Annotated in this window: 16 protein-coding genes and 1 pseudogene; 12 read left to right on the top strand and 5 right to left on the bottom strand. The window is 65.1% G+C overall.

Annotated features, from left to right (window positions below):
* Positions 1-126: 126 nt before the first annotated feature.
* Positions 127-775, bottom strand: a pseudogene (locus EV560_RS15625) (TetR/AcrR family transcriptional regulator); the annotation flags it as partial.
* 78 nt (positions 776-853) lie between these two features.
* Here EV560_RS15625 and EV560_RS15620 point away from each other — a divergent pair.
* The 4 genes from EV560_RS15620 to EV560_RS15605 all read left to right on the top strand — a co-directional run bounded on the left by EV560_RS15620 (position 854) and on the right by EV560_RS15605 (position 6115).
* Entirely contained in the window at positions 854-1471 is a 618-nt protein-coding gene (locus tag EV560_RS15620; protein ID WP_131856683.1) for an NAD(P)H-dependent oxidoreductase, read from the top strand.
* 176 nt (positions 1472-1647) lie between these two features.
* A complete protein-coding gene (locus EV560_RS15615) occupies positions 1648-3366 on the top strand; it encodes a DUF3300 domain-containing protein (protein ID WP_131856682.1) in 1719 nt (572 codons plus the stop codon).
* A gap of 58 nt (positions 3367-3424) precedes the next feature.
* Positions 3425-4348, top strand: coding sequence for a DUF2950 domain-containing protein (locus EV560_RS15610; RefSeq protein WP_131856681.1), 924 nt, complete (start codon positions 3425-3427; stop codon positions 4346-4348).
* Between the two features lie 96 nt (positions 4349-4444).
* Positions 4445-6115: a SulP family inorganic anion transporter gene (locus EV560_RS15605; RefSeq protein WP_131856680.1), complete on the top strand. Its 1671-nt coding sequence runs from the start codon at positions 4445-4447 to the stop codon at positions 6113-6115.
* A gap of 15 nt (positions 6116-6130) precedes the next feature.
* On the opposite strand, the gene EV560_RS15600 is transcribed toward EV560_RS15605, so the two are convergent.
* From EV560_RS15600 to EV560_RS15585, 4 genes are all read right to left on the bottom strand, one after another.
* Positions 6131-6793: a hypothetical protein gene (locus EV560_RS15600; protein ID WP_131856679.1), complete on the bottom strand. Its 663-nt coding sequence runs from the start codon at positions 6791-6793 to the stop codon at positions 6131-6133.
* Positions 6794-6854: 61 nt separating this feature from the next.
* Positions 6855-7478 carry a response regulator transcription factor gene (locus tag EV560_RS15595; RefSeq protein WP_131856678.1) on the bottom strand — a complete coding sequence of 208 codons (624 nt, stop codon included), beginning with the start codon at positions 7476-7478 and terminating at the stop codon, positions 6855-6857.
* Between the two features lie 51 nt (positions 7479-7529).
* The gene (locus EV560_RS15590) at positions 7530-8042 is read right to left on the bottom strand and encodes a hypothetical protein (RefSeq protein ID WP_131856677.1); all 513 of its coding nucleotides are present in this window, start codon (positions 8040-8042) and stop codon (positions 7530-7532) included.
* Between the two features lie 253 nt (positions 8043-8295).
* Positions 8296-10206, bottom strand: a complete 1911-nt coding sequence (locus EV560_RS15585; protein WP_131856676.1) for an adenylate cyclase — start codon at positions 10204-10206, stop codon at positions 8296-8298.
* 353 nt (positions 10207-10559) lie between these two features.
* Between EV560_RS15585 and EV560_RS15575 the strand changes: the two genes are divergently transcribed.
* The 8 genes from EV560_RS15575 to EV560_RS15540 all read left to right on the top strand — a co-directional run bounded on the left by EV560_RS15575 (position 10560) and on the right by EV560_RS15540 (position 18648).
* Entirely contained in the window at positions 10560-11141 is a 582-nt protein-coding gene (locus tag EV560_RS15575) for a hypothetical protein (protein ID WP_131856674.1), read from the top strand.
* Between the two features lie 89 nt (positions 11142-11230).
* Positions 11231-11719 (top strand): hypothetical protein, encoded by a 489-nt coding sequence (locus EV560_RS15570; RefSeq protein ID WP_131856673.1) that lies wholly within the window; start codon positions 11231-11233, stop codon positions 11717-11719.
* Between the two features lie 101 nt (positions 11720-11820).
* The gene (gene ppk2 / locus EV560_RS15565) at positions 11821-12639 is read left to right on the top strand and encodes a polyphosphate kinase 2 (protein ID WP_131856672.1); all 819 of its coding nucleotides are present in this window, start codon (positions 11821-11823) and stop codon (positions 12637-12639) included.
* 25 nt (positions 12640-12664) lie between these two features.
* Positions 12665-13129 (top strand): hypothetical protein, encoded by a 465-nt coding sequence (locus EV560_RS15560; protein WP_131856671.1) that lies wholly within the window; start codon positions 12665-12667, stop codon positions 13127-13129.
* Positions 13122-14354: an HlyD family secretion protein gene (locus EV560_RS15555; RefSeq protein ID WP_131856670.1), complete on the top strand. Its 1233-nt coding sequence runs from the start codon at positions 13122-13124 to the stop codon at positions 14352-14354. Before EV560_RS15560 ends, EV560_RS15555 begins: the two co-directional genes overlap by 8 nt.
* A gap of 219 nt (positions 14355-14573) precedes the next feature.
* Positions 14574-15995, top strand: coding sequence for an amidohydrolase (locus EV560_RS15550; RefSeq protein ID WP_131856669.1), 1422 nt, complete (start codon positions 14574-14576; stop codon positions 15993-15995).
* A gap of 113 nt (positions 15996-16108) precedes the next feature.
* Positions 16109-17809 carry a M28 family peptidase gene (locus tag EV560_RS15545; protein WP_131856668.1) on the top strand — a complete coding sequence of 567 codons (1701 nt, stop codon included), beginning with the start codon at positions 16109-16111 and terminating at the stop codon, positions 17807-17809.
* Positions 17806-18648, top strand: coding sequence for a transporter substrate-binding domain-containing protein (locus EV560_RS15540; RefSeq protein ID WP_131856667.1), 843 nt, complete (start codon positions 17806-17808; stop codon positions 18646-18648). Before EV560_RS15545 ends, EV560_RS15540 begins: the two co-directional genes overlap by 4 nt.
* The last annotated feature ends 26 nt before the right edge of the window (positions 18649-18674 follow it).

Raw genomic sequence — 18674 nt, 5'->3', positions numbered from 1 at the left:
TTGAGGGCGCGCCTTGAGTAAATGTGGGTAAGCGCGGATCAAATCCCGATCGGCGGAACGGATCGGCTCAACCGTGCAGGCTGAGATAGACACCGGTGGCGACCTCGGCAGCACGCAGGAGCAGCAGGCAGCAGACCTCTTCCGGTCAGGAACCGCCGCTTGGCCGCGGCTTCCTTGCGACCATTGCAGTGATGGTCCCGACAAGTTCCTGCCGGGCCTGCTCGGCCGTGATCCCGCCATTCGCGGCAGCATAGGAGAGGGCCTCGGCGGCGCCGAGCATCGCCCAAAGCCCGGCCGGCGCGATGGCGCCGCCTGCGGCGAAGGGGGCGAGGGCGGCCCGGCACTTCTCCATGAAGGCCGACTCGCAGTCACGCTTGATCTTTTCGAGCTCCGGGGAGCTGGCCAGGGCAGCAAGCAAGCCCGGTATCTCGCGGCCCTGGAGAAGGACGCAATCGACATAGGAAGACGCGATGACGCCAGCCCGGCTCGCGAGGGTCGGTTCGCTCGTCTGAAGCGCCAGGTCCATCAGCGCGATCTGGCGCGCATCGAATTCGCGAAAGAGCGCAGCAAGCAACCCGGTCCGCGTTTCGAAATGGTCGTAGACGACCGGCTTCGTCACGCCGGAATGCTCGGCGAGCCGCCCGAGCGTCAACGCTTCCGTTCCTTCCTCCCGGATCAGCCGCCAGGCGACGTCGATGAGCTGGCGATGCCGTTCGTCGCGCGACAGGCGGCGACGCGGCTGAGGAGCCTGTTCTTTCGTTTCGGTGGTTGACATGGTTATATACCAAAAGTAACTTACCTAAAGTATATAACTTGAGCCGCTCATCCGCAATCGAGCAGGAGAGTTTTCGATATGCATGCCCTTCTCGTCATCGCACATCCCGATCCGAAGTCGCTCAGCCACGGCATCGCGGCGCGGATTGCCGAGGGCGTAGCGCTGTCCGGTGCCGGCAATTCCACGGAGATCGGCGACCTCGCAGCGGAAGGCTTCGATCCCAGCTTCGGCCTGGCCGATATCGCCGTCCATCGCCGCGAGGCGCCGCCACCGGCCGAGATTGTGGCCGAGCAGGCGAGGATCGATCGCGCCGATGCGCTCGTGCTGGTCTACCCGGTCTATTGGTGGTCGATGCCGGGGCTTCTCAAGGGCTGGATCGACCGCGTCTTCGCCAATGGCTGGGCCTACGAAGCCGGCCCGGACGGCAAGGTGGTGAAGAAGCTTCGCCACCTCAAGGTCCATCTCGTCGGCATAGGCGGCGCCGATGCGCGAACCTATGCGCGCCACGGCTATTTCGAGGCGATGAAGACGCAGATCGACCATGGCATCTTCGATTATTGCGGCGCCTGTGTCGTGACCTCGGAGCTTCTGCTCGACTCGGACAGCCAGGATCCGGGGTTGCACCTCGAGGCGGCGCGCGCCATCGGCCGCAATCTCTTCGACGCCGCCACGCATTGCGAGGCGACCGCAGCGTGAGCGCTGCGAGGAGGATATCTCGACCTGAAGTGCGCTGCCGGGCTTGGGCCCGACACAAAGGGAGCCGGCTGTGTATTGTCCTTAGGGACAGGTTTTTGTTGCGACGGATTCGTTAGTATCAACCCGAGGCCTCAGAGACCATCTGGGGTTCATGCGGCATCTCTTGGGAGACGCCTATGTATCTCCGGATCGTGCTGGCCTGTGTCGTAACGAGTGGCTTGGCTTCCCAACCTCTTGCGCAGACGCCTCCGCCTCAACCCCAGCCGCCTGCTGCCCAGCCGCCGCCTGCTGCCCAGCCACCCGCGGCCCAGCCGGCTGCACCGACCACGCCGAGCGAGCAGCTCTTGAGCACGGCGCAACTGGACGCGCTGGTCGCGCCGATCGCCCTCTATCCCGATACCCTGCTGGCGCAGGTCCTGATGGCCTCGACCTATCCGCTCGAAGTGGTCCAGGCCGATCGCTGGGTGACGGCGAACAAGAAGCTCAAGGGCGACCAGTTGAAGGCTGCTGCCGAGAAGCAACCCTGGGACACCAGCGTCAAATCGCTCGTCGCCACGCCCTCCGTGCTCGAGATGATGAGCAAGAACCTGGATTGGACGCAGAAGCTAGGCGACGCGGTCCTTGCCCAGCAGCCGGATGTGATGGACGGAATCCAGCGCATGAGGACGCGGGCCTATGACGGCAAGAAGCTGACCTCGGGCTCCCAGCAGACGGTCTCAGTCAGGCAGGAGAGCGGGCGGCAGGTGATCGCGATCGAGCCGACCTCGCCGGACACCGTCTATGTGCCGTATTACGACCCCGCGGTCGTCTACGGATCATGGCCCTATCCCGCCGATCCGCCCTATTATTTTCCGGGAACGGGCTATATCGCCGCCGGCGTGGTCGCCACCGGGCTCGCCTTCGGCGCCGGCTATGCGCTCGGGCGCTGGAACACCGGGGGCTACTGGGGCGGCAACGTCAACTGGAACAACAACAACATCAACATCGACCGCAATCGCGTGTCGCATTGGGAGCATAACCCGCAGCACCGCCAAGGCGTCCAGTACCGCAACAATGCCGTCCAACAACGGTTCGGCAACACCAACATCAACAATATCCGCGCTGGCAGCGCCGACAGGATGGATTTCCGCGGGCGCGGCGGCGACCAGGTGCTGCGGCCGGGTGGCGACCGCCCTGGCGGCGGCGATATCCGCTCCGCGGCCCGCCCCGAACAGAGGCCGGCCGATCGTGCAGGCGCGGCTGGACGGCAGGATCGCGGGCAGGGTCAACGTGCCAATGCGGGCGGCCGCCAGGAGCGTGCCGGTGATCGCGCGCGTTCCGGTGGTGCCCGGCAGGGAGGGCGGGCCGGCGGAGCGCCGCGGGCTGCGACCCGTCCCAGCAGCGGAGCACGTCAGGGCGCCTTCAACACCCAGGCCGGCCGTGCCGCGGGCTTCCAGTCCCAGCGCGGGCAGGCCAGCTTCGCTCATTCACGCGCCGGGGGCGGTGGCCCGGCGATGCGTGGCGGTGGCTTCGGCGGTGGCGGACCGGCCATGCGCGGCGGTGGCTTCGGTGGCGGCGGTGCCCGCATGGGCGGCGGTGGCGGTGGACGAATGGGTGGAGGAGGCGGCCGCGGCGGTGGCGGGCGGCGCTCAGACATCCAGCTCAAGAACCATGTCGAACTGCTCGGACGCCTCTCGAACGGCATCGGATTCTACCGCTTCGAATATAACGGTTCCCCGACGACCTATGTCGGCGTGATCGCCCAGGAGGTGCAGGTCGTCATTCCGCAGGCCGTGAGCCGTGGCACCGATGGCTATTTGCGCGTCGATTACCACCAGCTTGGCGTTCCGTTCCAGACCTTCGCCAAATGGCAGGCTTCCGGTGCCCGGATACCCGGGGGAGGCCACTGGCACTGAGGTCGACCGGATCACGCTCTCTCGAACCTGTTGGGGACGCAGCCCAATGACAGCCGCGATGCCAAATGCTCGTTACTTTCGCCGCTTGCTCTGGGCCTGCATGGTCGCCCTCCTGGCCAATGTGACGCTCGCGAGCGCGCAGGAACTGTTCAAGTCGCCCGCTGAGGCCGCTGCGGCGCTGGTGGCAGCCGCGCGCGCCAGCAACCAGAGCCAGCTCTATGCGATCCTCGGAGTCGAGGGACGGCAGATCATCTCCTCGGGGGATCCGGTCGCCGACGCTGGCGACCGCCAGCGCTTCATCACGGCCTATGACGCCAAGAACGCGATCAAGGAAACGGGAAATACCGCCACTCTCCTGGTCGGACAGGATGAGTTCCCGTTCCCGATTCCGATCATTCGCTCCAACGGCCAGTGGAAATTCGACGCCGAGGCCGGCCGCAAGGAGATCCTGTTCAGGCGGATCGGCCGCAACGAGCTCGATGCGATCCAGGCCAGCCTCGCCTTCTTCGACGCGCAATACGAATACGCCGCGAAGGATCACGGGCAGGGTGCGGGCACCTATGCGCAAAGGATCATCAGCCGGCCTGGCGCCAAGGACGGCTTATACTGGCCGACGGCGCCCGGCGAGGAACAGAGCCCGCTGGGAGAGCTCGCCGCCGAAGCCGCGGCGGATGGTTACAAGGCCAGCGAGACGCGCCGCCCGTTCCACGGCTATTACTACAAGATCTTGAAAAAACAGGGCTCCGGCGCTGTCGGCGGTGCGGCCGACTATGTCGTCGGCGGGCGGATGATCGGCGGCTTCGCGCTTCTGGCCTATCCGGCCGAATATGGACGCTCCGGCGTGATGAGCTTCATAATCAACCATGCCGGAACGGTCTATCAGAAGGATCTCGGCTTCGGCACGAACCGCACGGCGTCGCGCATGCGCACCTTCAACCCCGACAGCACCTGGGAGAAGGTTTCCGTTGCCAAGGACCAGTAGCGGGCGGCCTCTCCCGGGCATTGAACGGATCCGGCGACGTTCCGAGCCCGTCGGCAATCCAGCGAGGGAGGCCGGCATGGTCAAGCCGGGACCTGGATGAGCGATCGATTTCCGATCCTGACCGGCATGTCGGGCTACCGGCGCGAGTGGCTGCGCTACGACTTGACGGCTGGGCTCGCCGTTGCGGCCGTCGCCATCCCCAGCGCGATCGCCTACCCCGCGATCGCAGGACTTCCGCCCGAGGTCGGGCTCTATTCCAGCATCCTGCCGCTGCTCGGCTATGCGCTCTTCGGGCCCTCGCGCAAGCTGATGATCGGTCCGGACGCGGCGACCATGACGGTGCTGGCCGCGACACTTGCGACCCTTCCGCTGAGCAGTCCGGAAGAACGCGTCGTCGCGGCGGCGGGGCTCGCGCTGCTGGTCGGCGTGTTTTGCATCCTGGCGGGCAAGCTGAGCCTCGGCATCGTCGCGGCCTTCCTCTCCCGCCCGATCCTGATCGGCTTCATCAGCGGCATCTCGATCTCGATCCTCATCGGTCAGATCGGGCGATTTACCGGCGTACGGATCGAATCCGACGGGCTGCTGCTGCCGATACTGGAGATCATCCGAAAGGCCGGCATGATCCATTGGCCCTCGCTGATGTTCGGGTTGGCCATGCTCGCGCTGCTCTGGCTGCTCGCGCGCCTGCGCTCGCCGATCCCGGGCCCGCTGGTCGTCGTGATCGTGGCCGGCATCCTGTCAGCCCTGTTCGATTTCGAGGGCAGGGGCATCAAGGTCATCGGCAGCCTGCCGAGCACGCTTCCGGCCATATCGTTCCCTGATATCTCGCGTCTGCCGTTCACGCAGATCCTGCTCGGCGCCGGGGCGATCTGGCTGGTCGGGGTGAGTTCGGGGCTGGTCGGGGCGCGCAGCTTCGGCGCCAGGGACAAGTTCGAGGTCGATGCGAACCGTGAGCTGATCGGGCTCGGGGCCGGCAATATCGCGTCGGGCCTGTTCAGCGGCTTTCCCGTCACGGTTTCGGACTCGCGGACGGCGATTAACATCTCCGCCGGAGGCCGTTCGCAGGCATCCGGGCTGGTGGCCGCCCTCGCGCTGACGGTGCTGCTGATCTTTCTCAACGACGCAATGCGGCTGCTGCCGAATCCGGCGCTCGGCGCGATCCTGGCCTTTGCCGCGCTCAGCCTGATCGATGTCGAGGGGCTGCGTGAGACCTGGCGGGTCAACCGCACCGAGTTCATCTTCGCCCTGATCAGCATGTGGGGGGCGATCAGCCTCGGCGTGCTCAGCGGCGTCATCATCGCCATTGCCGGCACCTTGCTCTACGTCATCTTGAACGAGATGCATCCGCGCGACGCGATGCTCGGGCGCATCCCCGGCCGACCGGGCTTCTACAAGCTCCACCGGGCGCCGGATGCGCAACCTTTGCCGGGACTGGCCCTGTGCCTGATCCAGGGAAGCGTGCTGTTCTTCAACGCGGACTATGTCCGCTCGCGCATCGAGACCATCGCCGAACAACAGCCGCCGGGGACGAAATGGCTCGTCCTCGATGCGAGCGCGATCGCCCAGATCGACTCGACCGCGGCCGTGATGCTCAGGCAATTGCGCACGCGCCTGGCCGAGCGCGGCCTGTCGCTCGGCTTCGCCGAGCTGCATAACGAGCCGAAGGAAATCCTGCGACGGGCCGGCGCCTTCGAGCCATCGGAAGCGGCCGTGGTTTTCGAAGACCTCGAGGATGCGGTGCGGGTGCTGGAGCGGGCGCAAGCTTGAGCTCTGCAACCTCCACTATGCTGGCTTTTCGGGGCGCCGATATTCGCGGACCAGAATGTCGATGCTGACCATCAGCACCCAGATCGGGAAGATCATGAAGGTCCAGTCCATGAAATGGCTGCCGATCAGGATGAACGTCGCCGCGGCATAGCCGACGATCGCCGTCCAGCGGCCGGTGATCCCGGTGCGCAGGACGATGGTCGAGGCCGTCAGCAGGAAGACGCCGGCCATTTTCAGCGCATAGATGCTGGTGAGGTGATAGGCGAAGGAGCGTGCCAGGGTGAAGGTCACGGATCCGGCGAGCTCACGCGGCAGGGCGGCATGTGTGATCAGGATTGCGCCGATTGCGGATGCCGAGGTGAACAGCAGCCCGACGAAGAGAAGCCCGCTGCCGAGAAAGACCGTGGCGAATAGCTTGTGCTCCTGCTCGCCCATCCTGTCGCGCAGCACGCCCATGAACCAGAGAAAAGCGATGCCGGCGAAGGGGATCAGGTTGAGCGCGAGCGCGACCTTCCAGGACTGCGCGCCGAGCCAATCGCCGGGATCGCGCGGGTTCAGCCGCAAGGTCTGCAGCACCAGCACGATCGCCGATATCAGCAGAACCGAGAACAGGATGCCGGCCACCGCGGCGGCTTTCGGCGTCTTCAGCCCCTCGGGTGTGCGATGCGGAAGCGTCACAGTGGAAGTCCATTTCGGACGTGAACAATGCTCCTCGCGGATAGGTCGAGCCGGCGGCTCGCTATCGGTTCGCCGGCCGCAGCAGGCCGAGCCGCTCGGCACAGGAGACCAGCTCGGCGACGGAGCGAACCTCCATCTTTTCCATCACCTTGTGGCGATGGGCCTTGATCGTCCGTTCGGTGGTCCCGAGCTCGTGGGCGATCTGCTTGTTCATCTTGCCGCGCACCACGAGGTCGAACACCTCTCGTTCCCGCGGGGTCAGGTGCCTCAGCCGCAGCGTACGCTGGCGGGCCCAGGATTCCTGCTCGTTGGCGAGGCGATGCCGCGCGATCGCGCGGTCGATCGCCCCGATGAACTCGTCGCACTCGACGGGCTTCGCCAGAAAATCCTCGGCGCCCGCCTTGATGGCGCGGACGGTGGTGCGGATATCGCTATAACCAGCCAGGAAAATCACCGGCAGGCTCGAGCCGGCCTCGAGCAACCGGTCGTAGAGATCTGGCCCTCCCGCGCCGGGAACCTGAACATCGATGACGATGCAGCTCTCGCTGGCGCTGTCAGGGAGATGGTTCAGGATTTCCTCCGCGCTGTGATAGGCCTGCAGCCGATATCCCGATGCCTGCAGCACCCTGCCTATACTTGCCTGAAACGTCACATCATCATCGACGAGATGCACAAGTGCCGACATGGCAAATCCCCCGATTTCCATGCTCGCTGCGGTGACGTGGAACGCGGCCCGTCATGACGGGCTTCGCCCGGGCGTCGCGCTCCGGCCGCTCGTTCCTCCACCGTCGCGCGCTTTCAGATTGTCGCGGTCGCAGCGCTGATACTTGGTAGCGATGCCTCCTTCGGCGGCGAGATAGCGGAGCAGGCCACCATCGGATGTCGGTGCGAGAACAGCCCGTGCGGAATCGCTCGCAATCGACGTCGTGCAGTGGAGGCTCATGATCTGGCGGTCGCCGCTCGTCGTGACATTGACGATCCGACAGGTGGCAAGCGGCGTCGACAGGCGTTTGCCGGAAATGATGAAAGCCGGAATGAAGGCGCTCGCCGGCCGCTTGAAAGCCATTGCACTGCGCGCGGTGGTGTAGACGCTGCCGCAGGAGAGCCCCTCCTCGAGCCAGGCGCCCTGCAGGCTGCTCGTCTGCGCCAAGGCGCCTTGAAAGGGCGTAGCAACAGCTATTGCGAGCAGGCCTAGGCTTATCCGGTGAGCCATCCCGATCATTGAATCCTCCGCGCCGACGCGGGCCATGCCCGCTCGCGATGCGTTCGCATCAGCGAAAGCCTCTATCGAGCCAACCATTCCATCGGGGCAGTGCGATACACACGCGACATCCGCCATTGAGCGCCGCCGCGATACGACGACCAGCTGCGCTTCCCCCGATCGATGCGCTCACTGATTGAAATCAGTCAAAGCCGCATTTCGGGTGGCAGGTAGTAGGTTACAGTAGGCTACGTGAGCGGGCGGTTGCCGTGTCGGAACACTCAAATCGCTCGCGTGATGACTATTCCGTGCCACTTGCAAGGCGCGGTTTCACCGGAAATCCGGCCTGGACGGCACCCCGGGTCAGGATGGCCCGGTCTCTCGCGTTGAAGTTGCGCTTGTCGAGCTCGCCCTCGAAGTCGGCGAAGAAACCTGGCCTCAATTTGAGGAAGAGCGCGCGGCTCTCGGCAGCCTCGGTTTCGTGCCCGGTACGCGCAAAGATGAGCGCGGCGACGAAGTGATAGATCGCGAAGCGCTGCAGATTGGCGCGCCGGATCAGTTCGAGCGCCCGCGTATCCTCGCCCTGCATATAGGCCGCCAAAGCGAGGATCCCGACATAATAGTCGGAATATCCGGGATTGCGTGCCATTGCCTCCTCGAGCAGTGCGGCCCCGCGCTTCCAGTCCCCGGCCTGCGCGACGCGGCTGCCGAACTCGCCGAGCAGCTCGGTATCGTTCGGATTGAGCGCAAGCGCCTGGGCTCCAACGCGTAGCGCCTCTGTCGGCTCGTTGCTGAAGAAGAGGACCGTCATCAGGGCCTGCAGTGCCCGGACATTCTGCGGATCGAGTCGGATGGCGTGCTGAGCAGCGTCACGCGCCCGCTCGATCGGCGTCGGCGAGCCGGGGCGCCGATTCAGCTGGAAGCGATCCTCGTCGAGATAGAGATAGGACAGCATCGCCCAACTGGTGGCATGATCGGGGTAGCGCGTCGTAATCTGCTCCAGGCACTCGCGCGTCGGCGCATGCTCGGTCGGACTCAGCACGGTGCGATATCGGTAGAAGCGAAAGGAGCACTGATAGGCCTCGAGGCTCGGCAGCGGCCGTGTCCCCGACGCTGCCGCCGGAGGCACCCTGAAGAGGATGCCATAGGGCTGGGCCACCGCGGTCGCGACCTTGGACGCGATGCTCATCTCGATATCGACGATGCTGCTGGCCCGCAGGTCGGCATCATAGGCCTCCGACCAGATGATCGCGGCCGTTTCGCCATCGAGAACGCGGCTGGTGATTCTGAGCTTGTCGTCGGAAAGGCGGACGCTGCCCTCTAGGACGTAGCGGCTGCCGAAGCGGCGCCGAATATCAGGGGCGGATGCACCTGGCGCGAGGGCGACCGAGGTCTCCCGGCCGAAGACCGTCAGCTCCTTGAAACGGGCGAGCTGCGCGAGAATCTCCTCTGAGAGACCAGCGGCGTACATATCTGCATCGGGATTCTTCGAGAGGTTGACGAACGGCTTGACGATGAGGGACGGCCCTTCCTGAAGTGCCGGGCCCTTCGCGGAGGCGGCCGGGCTCGACAGATCCGCCATCCAGATGAAGGCAAAGGCCGAGCCGATCGCCAGTGCGACGGCCGAGCCAACGAGCCACGGCTGCTTCAGCCAGTCGACAATCGAGGAGCTGGGCTGCGGCTTCAGCACCGGCGCCGGCCCTGGCGGCAATTTTGGCTGCTTGAGGTCGTCCGCCCGCCAGCAGAAATGCGGTACGTAGCCACCCTTTGGGATCTCGATCAGGACCGGGTCGGGGCTGCCCGCCAGGAGGTAGTACCGCTCCAGGGCGCGCCTGAGCCGGCCGGCCTCGATGCGAACGACGGGATCGTTCTGGATATCGAAATTGCAGTCCCTGCCGAAGACTTCGACCGCCACGGAATAGGCCTTGATGCGGTCGGCATGGCCGGCAAGCGTCTGCTCGACCACATAGGAGAGAAACTGCCGCACCCGCTCGGGCACGTTGAATTCGGCGCTCGCGAGAATGCGGTCGAGCTGCGCTCGGACATCAGTTTCGCCGGGCCCCGGCGCCGGTCGGGCCCCGGATCCATCGTCATCGACACAATTCCTAGGCGCAGGCCGTTCCATGGAATTGGCCCCCCGGCCGTAAATCCACGTAAAAGCTTCTCTACTTAGGCCGGATGATCTCTGTAACCTCCCGTTATTTACTCCCATCCCCGGCGCCCCGCTACATAATTATGGCCTTTCGCGGGGGGCTCGTTCCAATGGATCCGGGCGTTCTGGCCGCTATTCGGCTTCTGCCGACACATAAGAAGTCGATCGAAGAATTGGTTCTTCTCAGCGAAAGCTTCCGCACATTGTGTGGAGATCTCGCCGAGGCCGAACTCGCTCTCAAGCGGTGGGAGAATTCAACACTCCCGGGGAAGGAGGCGCGTTGCGCCGAGTACAGGCAAATCATCGACGGACTTGAAGCCGAGCTTCGGCAAGCGGTTCACGAGCGGTAGCACCGCTCCGAACCTCGATACTCAAGCCGAAACCGAATTGCTGTCCAAGTGGAGAGGTTTCCCATGTCGAAGCACATTAGCTGGATTGTTGCGCTTTCAATTGCCGCGGCCGTCGCGGGCTGCGCCACCACGCCGGTTGTCAACACCACGACCGTGATCGTCGCCGGCGTCGGGCCGGTGGAGATCGAGAGCCTCAGCGTCCGGGTGGTGTCGGTCGACCGGCCCAGCCGATCTGTGATCGTCGAGCAGCGCGGTCGCAGATGGCTTGTCGACGTCCCGCCGCTCTTCGGCGATCTCTCGAATGTCCGTGTCGGCGACACGGTCGAGATCAGGCGGATCGAGGGCGCGGTCCTGGAGGTCAGGCGCAGCAGGCGCGGCGCCAAGCCGGGCATCACCTATACCGAAGCGGTGAGCGGACCACAGTTCCAGAACCTGCCGGACAAGTATGTCGTGCGCGCGCTGACGCTGACGGCAAGGTTCGAGCGGTTCGATCCGGCCACCAATGTCGTGAGCTATGTCGGCCCGCTTGGTCCGCGCACGCTCAACGTGGCTGACCCGGCCATCAGGGCGGAGCTGCAGACAATGAGGAGGGGCGACATGGTCGACCTCACCTTCGCCGAGGCGTTCCACATCATCCTCAATTAGGCGCGTTCCGGGGCGAGGCGCCCTGTCCGGGCAACCGGGCAGGGCCGATCCGCTCCAGCTGGCCATGAACAGTGAAGGAGAGGCGAGCGATGTCGACCGCGAGCCATACCGACAAAGCGGCAACTCTCGCCGACGAGAGCTTCATGTCGGCAGACGATCTCCGCTCCTACATGACGGATCTGGAGATGGCGAAGGCGTCCAAGATGCTTGACGCCATGGACAAGGCCGAGGCGGCGAGGAAGAAGCTCGTCTCCTCGCTGCAGGAGGAGATTGCCGTCACGCCCGAGAAGATCGCCGAGATCAAGCAGAGCCTGGCGACCAAGACGCGCGCCGCGGCGGAACGCGGCGAGAGGGAAGTCCTGGTCATGCGCTTCCCGAGTGCGCTCTGCACGGACAAGGGCAGGGCGATCAACAATGCCGAGCCGGACTGGCCGACGACCCTGACCGGACGTCCCCGCCAGGCCTTCGAGTTCTGGAAGGAGCACTTGCAGCCGGCAAAGTACAAGCTCCGCGCCATGATCATCGACTGGCCGGGCGGCCTTCCAGGGGATGTGGCGTTCTTTCTCAGCTGGTCCTAGTGCGTCTACCCGAAAAGCAGATTGCGTTCCCGGGAAATGCCGACGCTAAAACAAGGAGTTGGATCATCGGGCCGGATATCCGGTCCCATGATGCGGGAGATATGGGGAGACCGGTCATGGACGCAAAGGTCGACAAACCCTTGAGCAGGAAGGATTACGAGCGGAAGCTTCGTGATCTGCATGCGGAGCTGGTGAAGCTCCAGGAATGGGCCAAGCGTGCGGGCGCGAAGATCTGCATTGTTTTCGAAGGGCGTGACGGCGCCGGGAAGGGCGGCGTCATCAAGGCGATCACCGAACGTGTCAGCCCGCGGGTCTTTCGCGTCCTTGCGCTCCCGCCGCCAACCGAGCGGGAGAAATCCCAGATGTACATCCAGCGCTACCTGCCGCATCTCCCGGCTGCCGGCGAAATCGTCATCTTCGATCGCAGCTGGTACAATCGTGCCGGCGTCGAGCGGGTCATGGGCTTCTGCACGGAAGAACAGGCCAAGGCGTTTCTGCAGATCGCGCCGGCAGTCGAAAAGGCGATCGTCGATTCAGGGGTCATCCTGCTGAAATACTGGCTCGAAGTCGGCCAGAAGGAACAGACCCGCCGGATGGAGGAACGGATCACCGACCCGCGGAAGGTCTGGAAACTCTCTCCGATGGACCTGAAGTCCTATTCGCGCTGGTACGACTACTCGCGTGCACGCGACGACATGTTCCGCGCGACCGATACGGCCTGGGCTCCCTGGTATGCCGTTCATTCCGACGACAAGAGGGGCGCGCGCCTCGACGTTATCTCTCACATCCTCTCTTCGATCCCCTACGAGGGGCTGCCCAAGGAAAAGATCAAGCTGCCGAAACGGCAGAAGTCGAATGGCTACGAAGAGTCGAATTTCGCGCGAAACTGGATCACCCAGACTTCGGTGCAGCGCAGCTGACCGAAAGCTGGATCGGAGATAGAACATGGCTACCGCTACGCATCCCGCCGCGCCGCACCACCTACCGGCTTTCATCACGGCGCCGGGTGAGACCGATTACCTGATGGTGGTGATGGCCTTCGTGCTGATTGGCGCAGTACTCGGCGTCGGGCTGATCTTCCTGCGGCTGCACACCCTGCCTGAGCGACTGGCACATAAGTCGCAGAAGCTCCAGTTCGAGATCTGCGCGGTGCTGGGATTGCTGGCGCTGTTCACTCATGTGCACCTGTTCTGGGTGGCGGCGCTGCTGCTCGCCCTGATCGATATCCCGGACTTCTCCGGCCTGTTCGGCAGGATGGCGCATGCCCTCGAACGGATGGCCGGGATGGGGCGGGGCGGCGGCGCATCGAACGCGGCAGTGCGAGCCGAGCCGGAAGCCCATCAGCCTCCGGCAGGCCCCGGCGAGAGCGAGCGGCAGGCTGAGCGCCTCGGGGAGGTGACCCATGCTTGAGCTTCTCGTCTGCTCGCTTCTCACCATCGTTCCCGACTATCTCTACCGGAGATACCGGCAGGGAAAGCGGCTCGGCAAGGAAATCACCTTCTATTCGGTGTGGTTTGAGCTGCGCTGGGGCATCACGGCGTGCCTGATGCTCACGGTCGGCCTGATCACGGTGATCTTCTACAACCACCCGTCGACGACCAACGCGACGCTGTTCTTCCGGACCATCCCGGTCATCTCCGAGACCACCGGGCGCGTTGCGCAAGTCTTTGTCGGCATCAGCGGCCCGGTGGAGAAGGGCGCGCCGATCTTCAAGCTCGACAGCAGCGCGCAGGAAGCCGCGGTCGAAACGGCCCGGCGCAAGATCGCGGAGGTGGAGGCCGCGATAGTCGTCGCGCAGACGGAAATCGTATCCGACGAGAGCAAGATCCAGGAGGCCAGAAGCGCGCTGCAACAGGCGGTCGATGAGCTTGAGACCAAGCGGGAGCTCAGGCGCCGCAATGACGACGTCGTCGCCCGGCGCGAGATCGAGCGTCTCGAGGTCCTGGTGACCGGGCGTGAGGCCGGCGTCGCTGCGGCCGTTGCGGTCAAGGCGACGACGCAGGCACGCATCTCGACCTCGCTGCCCGCCGAGAGAGCCAGCGCACAAGCGGCCCTCGCACAGGCCCAGACGGATCTCGACAAGACGACCGTCAGGGCCGGCGTGAGCGGGCGCGTCGAGCAGTTCACCTTGCGCGTCGGCGACATCGTCACTCCGATCATGCGGCCTGGCGGCGTGCTGATCCCGCAGGAGGCCGGACGTGTCTCGATTCAGGCCGGCTTCTCGCAGATCGAGGCGCAGGTCATGAAGGTCGGCATGGTGGCCGAGGCGACTTGTATGTCGAAACCCTGGGTGGTGATCCCGATGGTGGTGACCAGCGTGCAGGACTTCATCGCCGCAGGGCAGATCCGTGCCGGCGAGCAGTTGCTGGATGCGCAGCAGGTCCAGCGACCGGGCACCCTGCTGGCTTTCCTCGAGCCGCTCTATGCCGGCGGGCTCGACGGGGTGACGCCCGGCAGCACCTGCATCGCCAATGCCTATTCCAGCAACCACGATCTGATCACATCCGGAAACATCAGCACGACCCGGAAGATCATGCTTCACGCCGTGGACGCGGTGGGCCTCGTCCACGCCTTGCTCCTGCGTATCCAGGCGCTCGTGCTGCCGATCCAGACACTCGTCTTCAGCGGTCATTGACGAGGCGGTTCTTCGGGCTTCGGCTCGGGTAGCGTCCCGGCGCTGCCTGAGCCGAAGCTGTCCGTCTCGTTCGGCGCGCCATGAGCGCCCCGACGGTCGGCGGCTCGCAGTGCGCATCCCACCCGACAGAAATTCCATGCGAGAGTGGCTTGCCCGCGCCCGCCAATCGTGAGAAAAAATTGGCGCCAAAATTGCCGCGTATTTGAAGTGACCATCTGAATGGAAAACAGCAAAGAGGTCTGGCGCCGGGTCGATGAGAAGAGCGCCGCGTTCTTCGCCCTCTCGGATCGGATCTGGGGCACGCCCGAATTGAACTACCAGGAGACGCGCTCGGCCGCCGAGCATGCGGCGATGCTGGAGGCGGAAGGGTTCCGTGTCGAGACCTGCGTCGCCGGCCTGCCGACCGCAATGGTTGGCGAAGCGGGCGAGGGCGGTCCAGTCATCGCAATCCTCGGCGAATACGATGCCTTGCCGGGCCTGAGCCAGGAGGCCGGCACATCGGTTCAGAAGCCGCTTCAGGCAGGCGGCAACGGCCATGGCTGCGGCCATAACATGCTTGGTTCCGCATCGCTGCTGGCCGCGGCGGCGGTGAAGGATTGGCTTGCCCATAACGGCATCGCCGGGCGCGTGCGCTATTACGGCTGTCCGGCGGAAGAGGGTGGTTCGGCCAAGGGCTTCATGGTGCGGTCCGGGCTGTTCGACGATGTCGATATCGCGATCTGCTGGCATCCAGCCGCCTTCACCGGCGTCAACAAGCCGATCTCACTCGCCTGCGTCGAGGTCGAGTTCACCTTTCACGGGCGGGCCGCCCATGCCGCTGCCTCGCCGCATCTCGGCCGCAGCGCGCTCGACGCGGTCGAGCTGATGAATATCGGCGTCAACTACATGCGCGAGCACATGCCGTCCTCGGCGCGCATTCACTACGCCATGATCGATAGCGGCGGCATCGCGCCGAATGTCGTGCAGGCGAAGGCGACGGTGCGCCATCTCATCCGCGCGCGCACGCTCGACGAGATGTGGGACCTGGTTCGCCGCGTCAAGAACGTCGCGCAAGGTGCTGCGCTGATGAGCGAGACCACGGTCGCGATCCAGCAGCTATCTGGCGATGCCAACCTCGTCGGCAATCGCCCGCTCGAAGAGGCGATGCACGCCAATCTCACGAGCCTTGGCGGCCCCGGCTTCGACGCCGCCGACCGCGCCTTCGCGGCGGAGTTCCAGAAGACCTTCTCGAAGGAGGATATCCGCGCCTCCTATGGCCGCTTCGGCCTGCCGGTGCGCGAGGGCGAGTCGCTCAGCGAGGACATCTACCCGCTCGATTTCAATGCCGATCTCTTCGTCGGCTCGACCGATGTCGGGACGGTGAGCTGGGTCGTGCCGACCGTGCAGTGCCGCGTCGCCAGCTATGCGGTGGGCACTCCCGGCCATTCCTGGCAACTCGTCGCGCAGGGCAGGGCGCCGGCGGCGCATAAGGGCCTGGCGCTCGCGGCCAAGGCCATGGCCGGCGTTGCGGTCGATGCGCTCTCGCAGCCGGCGCTGATGCAGGCGGCCAAGGATGCGTTCGCCGCGTTTCGCGCCGACAACCCGTTCCAAAACCCGATCACCGCCGATATCGAGCCGCCGCTCGATATGGCCGCCCACTAGAGCATTTTCGAGCGAAGTGGACACCGGTTCGCGTGAAGAAAATGCGTCAACACAAAGAGATAGAGAATTTTCGCGATTCGGAGAAACGCGGAAATGCTCGAAGCGAGATCGCCATGGACGTCGCCGTCACCAAACCGACTGAAGCGCCGGCCGGCGGCGTCGACCGCACAAGGCTGATGGCTCACATCGCCGAGTTCGCCAAGCGCATCAAACTCTCGGGCACGCCGGAGGAGTTGGAGAGCTTCCGCTATCTCGAAGCGACCATGCGCGGCTACGGCTATCGCACGCAGCTCCTGCAGCACGACGCCTATATCAGCCTGCCGGGCTCATCCCGCCTCGTGGTCGACGGCGTCGAGATCGCGAGCATCACCCATTCCATGTCGGTGCCGACCGGCCCGGCCGGCATCAGGGCGCCGCTGGTCTATGTCGGGGAGGGCGAGCAGGCCGATTTCGACAAGGCCGATGTCGCCGGCAAGATCGTGCTGGTCGAAGGCGTCGCGGTCGAGGACGTGGCCGATCGCGCCTCCAAAGCCGGCGCACTCGCCGAAATCCACATCTCGCCGACTGAGCACCTCCACGAGATGTGCATTTCCACGGTCTGGGGCAGTCCCTCGCAGCTGACGCTCGGCCTGCTGCCGACCGTTGCGGCGGCGACGGTCTCGCGCCATGACGGTGCAAAGCTGCGCGCCCGCTGCCTCGCGGGCGAGGGGCTGACCGCGGCGCTGACGACCGAGGTCGAGACCGGCTGGCGCCAGACACCGCTGCTCGTCTGCGATCTCGATGCGCCCGAGGGCGTTGAGGCGACGCCGTTCATCCTGTTTTCCGGCCATCACGACAGCTGGCATTACGGCGTCATGGACAATGGCTCGGCCAATGCGACGATGCTGGAGGCCGCGCGCGTCCTCGCCGAGAACCGCTCGTCATGGCGGCGCGGCCTGCGCGTCTGCTTCTGGTCAGGCCATTCGCATGGACGCTATTCCGGCTCGGCCTGGTATGCGGATGAGCATTTCGCCGAGCTCGACTGGCGCTGCGCCGCGCATGTCAATGTCGACTCCACCGGCGGCATCGGCGCCGATGTGCTCGGCAACAACAGCACGGTCGACGAGTTGCAGGGCCTGGCCGCCCGCGCGATCGCCGCAGAGACCGGACAGCTCCATGCCGGGCACCGCCATGGCCGCGTCGCCGACCAGTCCTTCTGGGGCATCGGTGTCCCGTCGATGTATGGCAGCCTCAGCCATCAGCCCAAGCGGCCAGGCGAGGCGCATATGGCGCTCGGCTGGTGGTGGCATACGCCGCACGATCTCGCCGACAAGATCGATCCGGACGGGCTCGTGCGCGACACGCGGATCGTACTGCGCACGCTCTGGCATCTGCTCACTGACGCGACGCTGCCCTTCGACTATGCCGCCTATGCCGAGAACCTGCTGGCCGAGCTCGGCACAATCGAGACCGCCTTGGCCGGCCGCTTCGATATTGCCTCGCTCAAGCAGGCGACTGCCGCCCTGAAGGCCGCTGCTGCATTGCCCGCAGGCGAGGGGGAGGCACAGGCTCGCCGTATCGACGAGGCGCTGATCGCCGCGTCCCGCCTGCTCGTGCCGATCAACTATACCAGCGGCGATCGCTTTCGGCCCGATCCCGCCAGGACCTTGCCCTCCTGGCCCGCGCTGCAATGCCTGCGCGAGCTCGCCGACGCCGAGGAAGCCGACAAGAACTTCTACGTGGTGGAGGCCCGCAGGGCGCGCAACCGCGTCCTCCACGCCCTCCAGGGCGCTGCCGACTGCCTGAACCAAACCAAGAAGGACAGGGGACTATGACACTCAAGCCATCCGCCCTCGCGCTCGCCGTTGCGCTGGCGAGCCTCGCCGCGCTGCCTGCTCCGGCCAAGGACTGGACCAAGGTCCGCATCGGCATCGAGGGCGCTTTCCCGCCCTGGAACGCGACGACCGCCGACGGCAAGCTGGTTGGCCTCGATGTCGACCTGCTCGCCGATCTCTGCAAGCGCGCCAAGGTCGAATGCGAGCTCATCGCGAACGAGTGGTCGAGCATCGTGCCAAGCCTCAATGCCGGCAAGTTCGACATGGTGATGTCGCTCGGCATCAATGAAGCGCGCAAGAAGATCGTCGATTTCACCGTGCCCTACGCCACGGGCGCGGCGACCTTCACCGTGAGCAAGAGCGGCGGCCTCGCCGCGCTGCCGCTGGCGCAACAGCGTCTCGACCTCACCGACAAGGCGAAGGCCGACCCGGTCATGGCCGAGATCCGCAAGATCCTGAAGGGCAAGACGGTCGGCGTCGTGCAGTCGACGAGCCATGAGCAGCTCATCCGCCAATATTTCGGCGACGATGTCAGCGTGCGCACCTACAAGACCTCGCAGGAGCGCGATCTCGACCTGATCGCCGGCCGCATCGATATCGGCTTCGATAGCGCCGTCTATGCGGCGACGCTGCATGACAAGCCGGGCAACGAGGACATCGCGCTCGCCGGCCCATTGATCAAGGGCCCGCCGCTGGCGACCGATGTCGCGATGGGCGTGCGCAAGGGCGATGACGACCTGCGCGCCATCTTCGACAAGGCGATCAAGGAAGCCGCCGGAGACGGCACGATCCGCACCATTTCGACCAAGTGGAGCAAGCTCGACCTGACGCCGCAATAATCGCGTCAGAGCCGGGCAGGGCTCCG

The sequence above is a fragment of the Allobosea sp. BK604 genome, assembly GCF_004341515.1.
Classification (GTDB): Bacteria; Pseudomonadota; Alphaproteobacteria; order Rhizobiales; family Beijerinckiaceae; genus Allobosea.
This window is presented reverse-complemented; position numbering and strand designations above follow the sequence as displayed.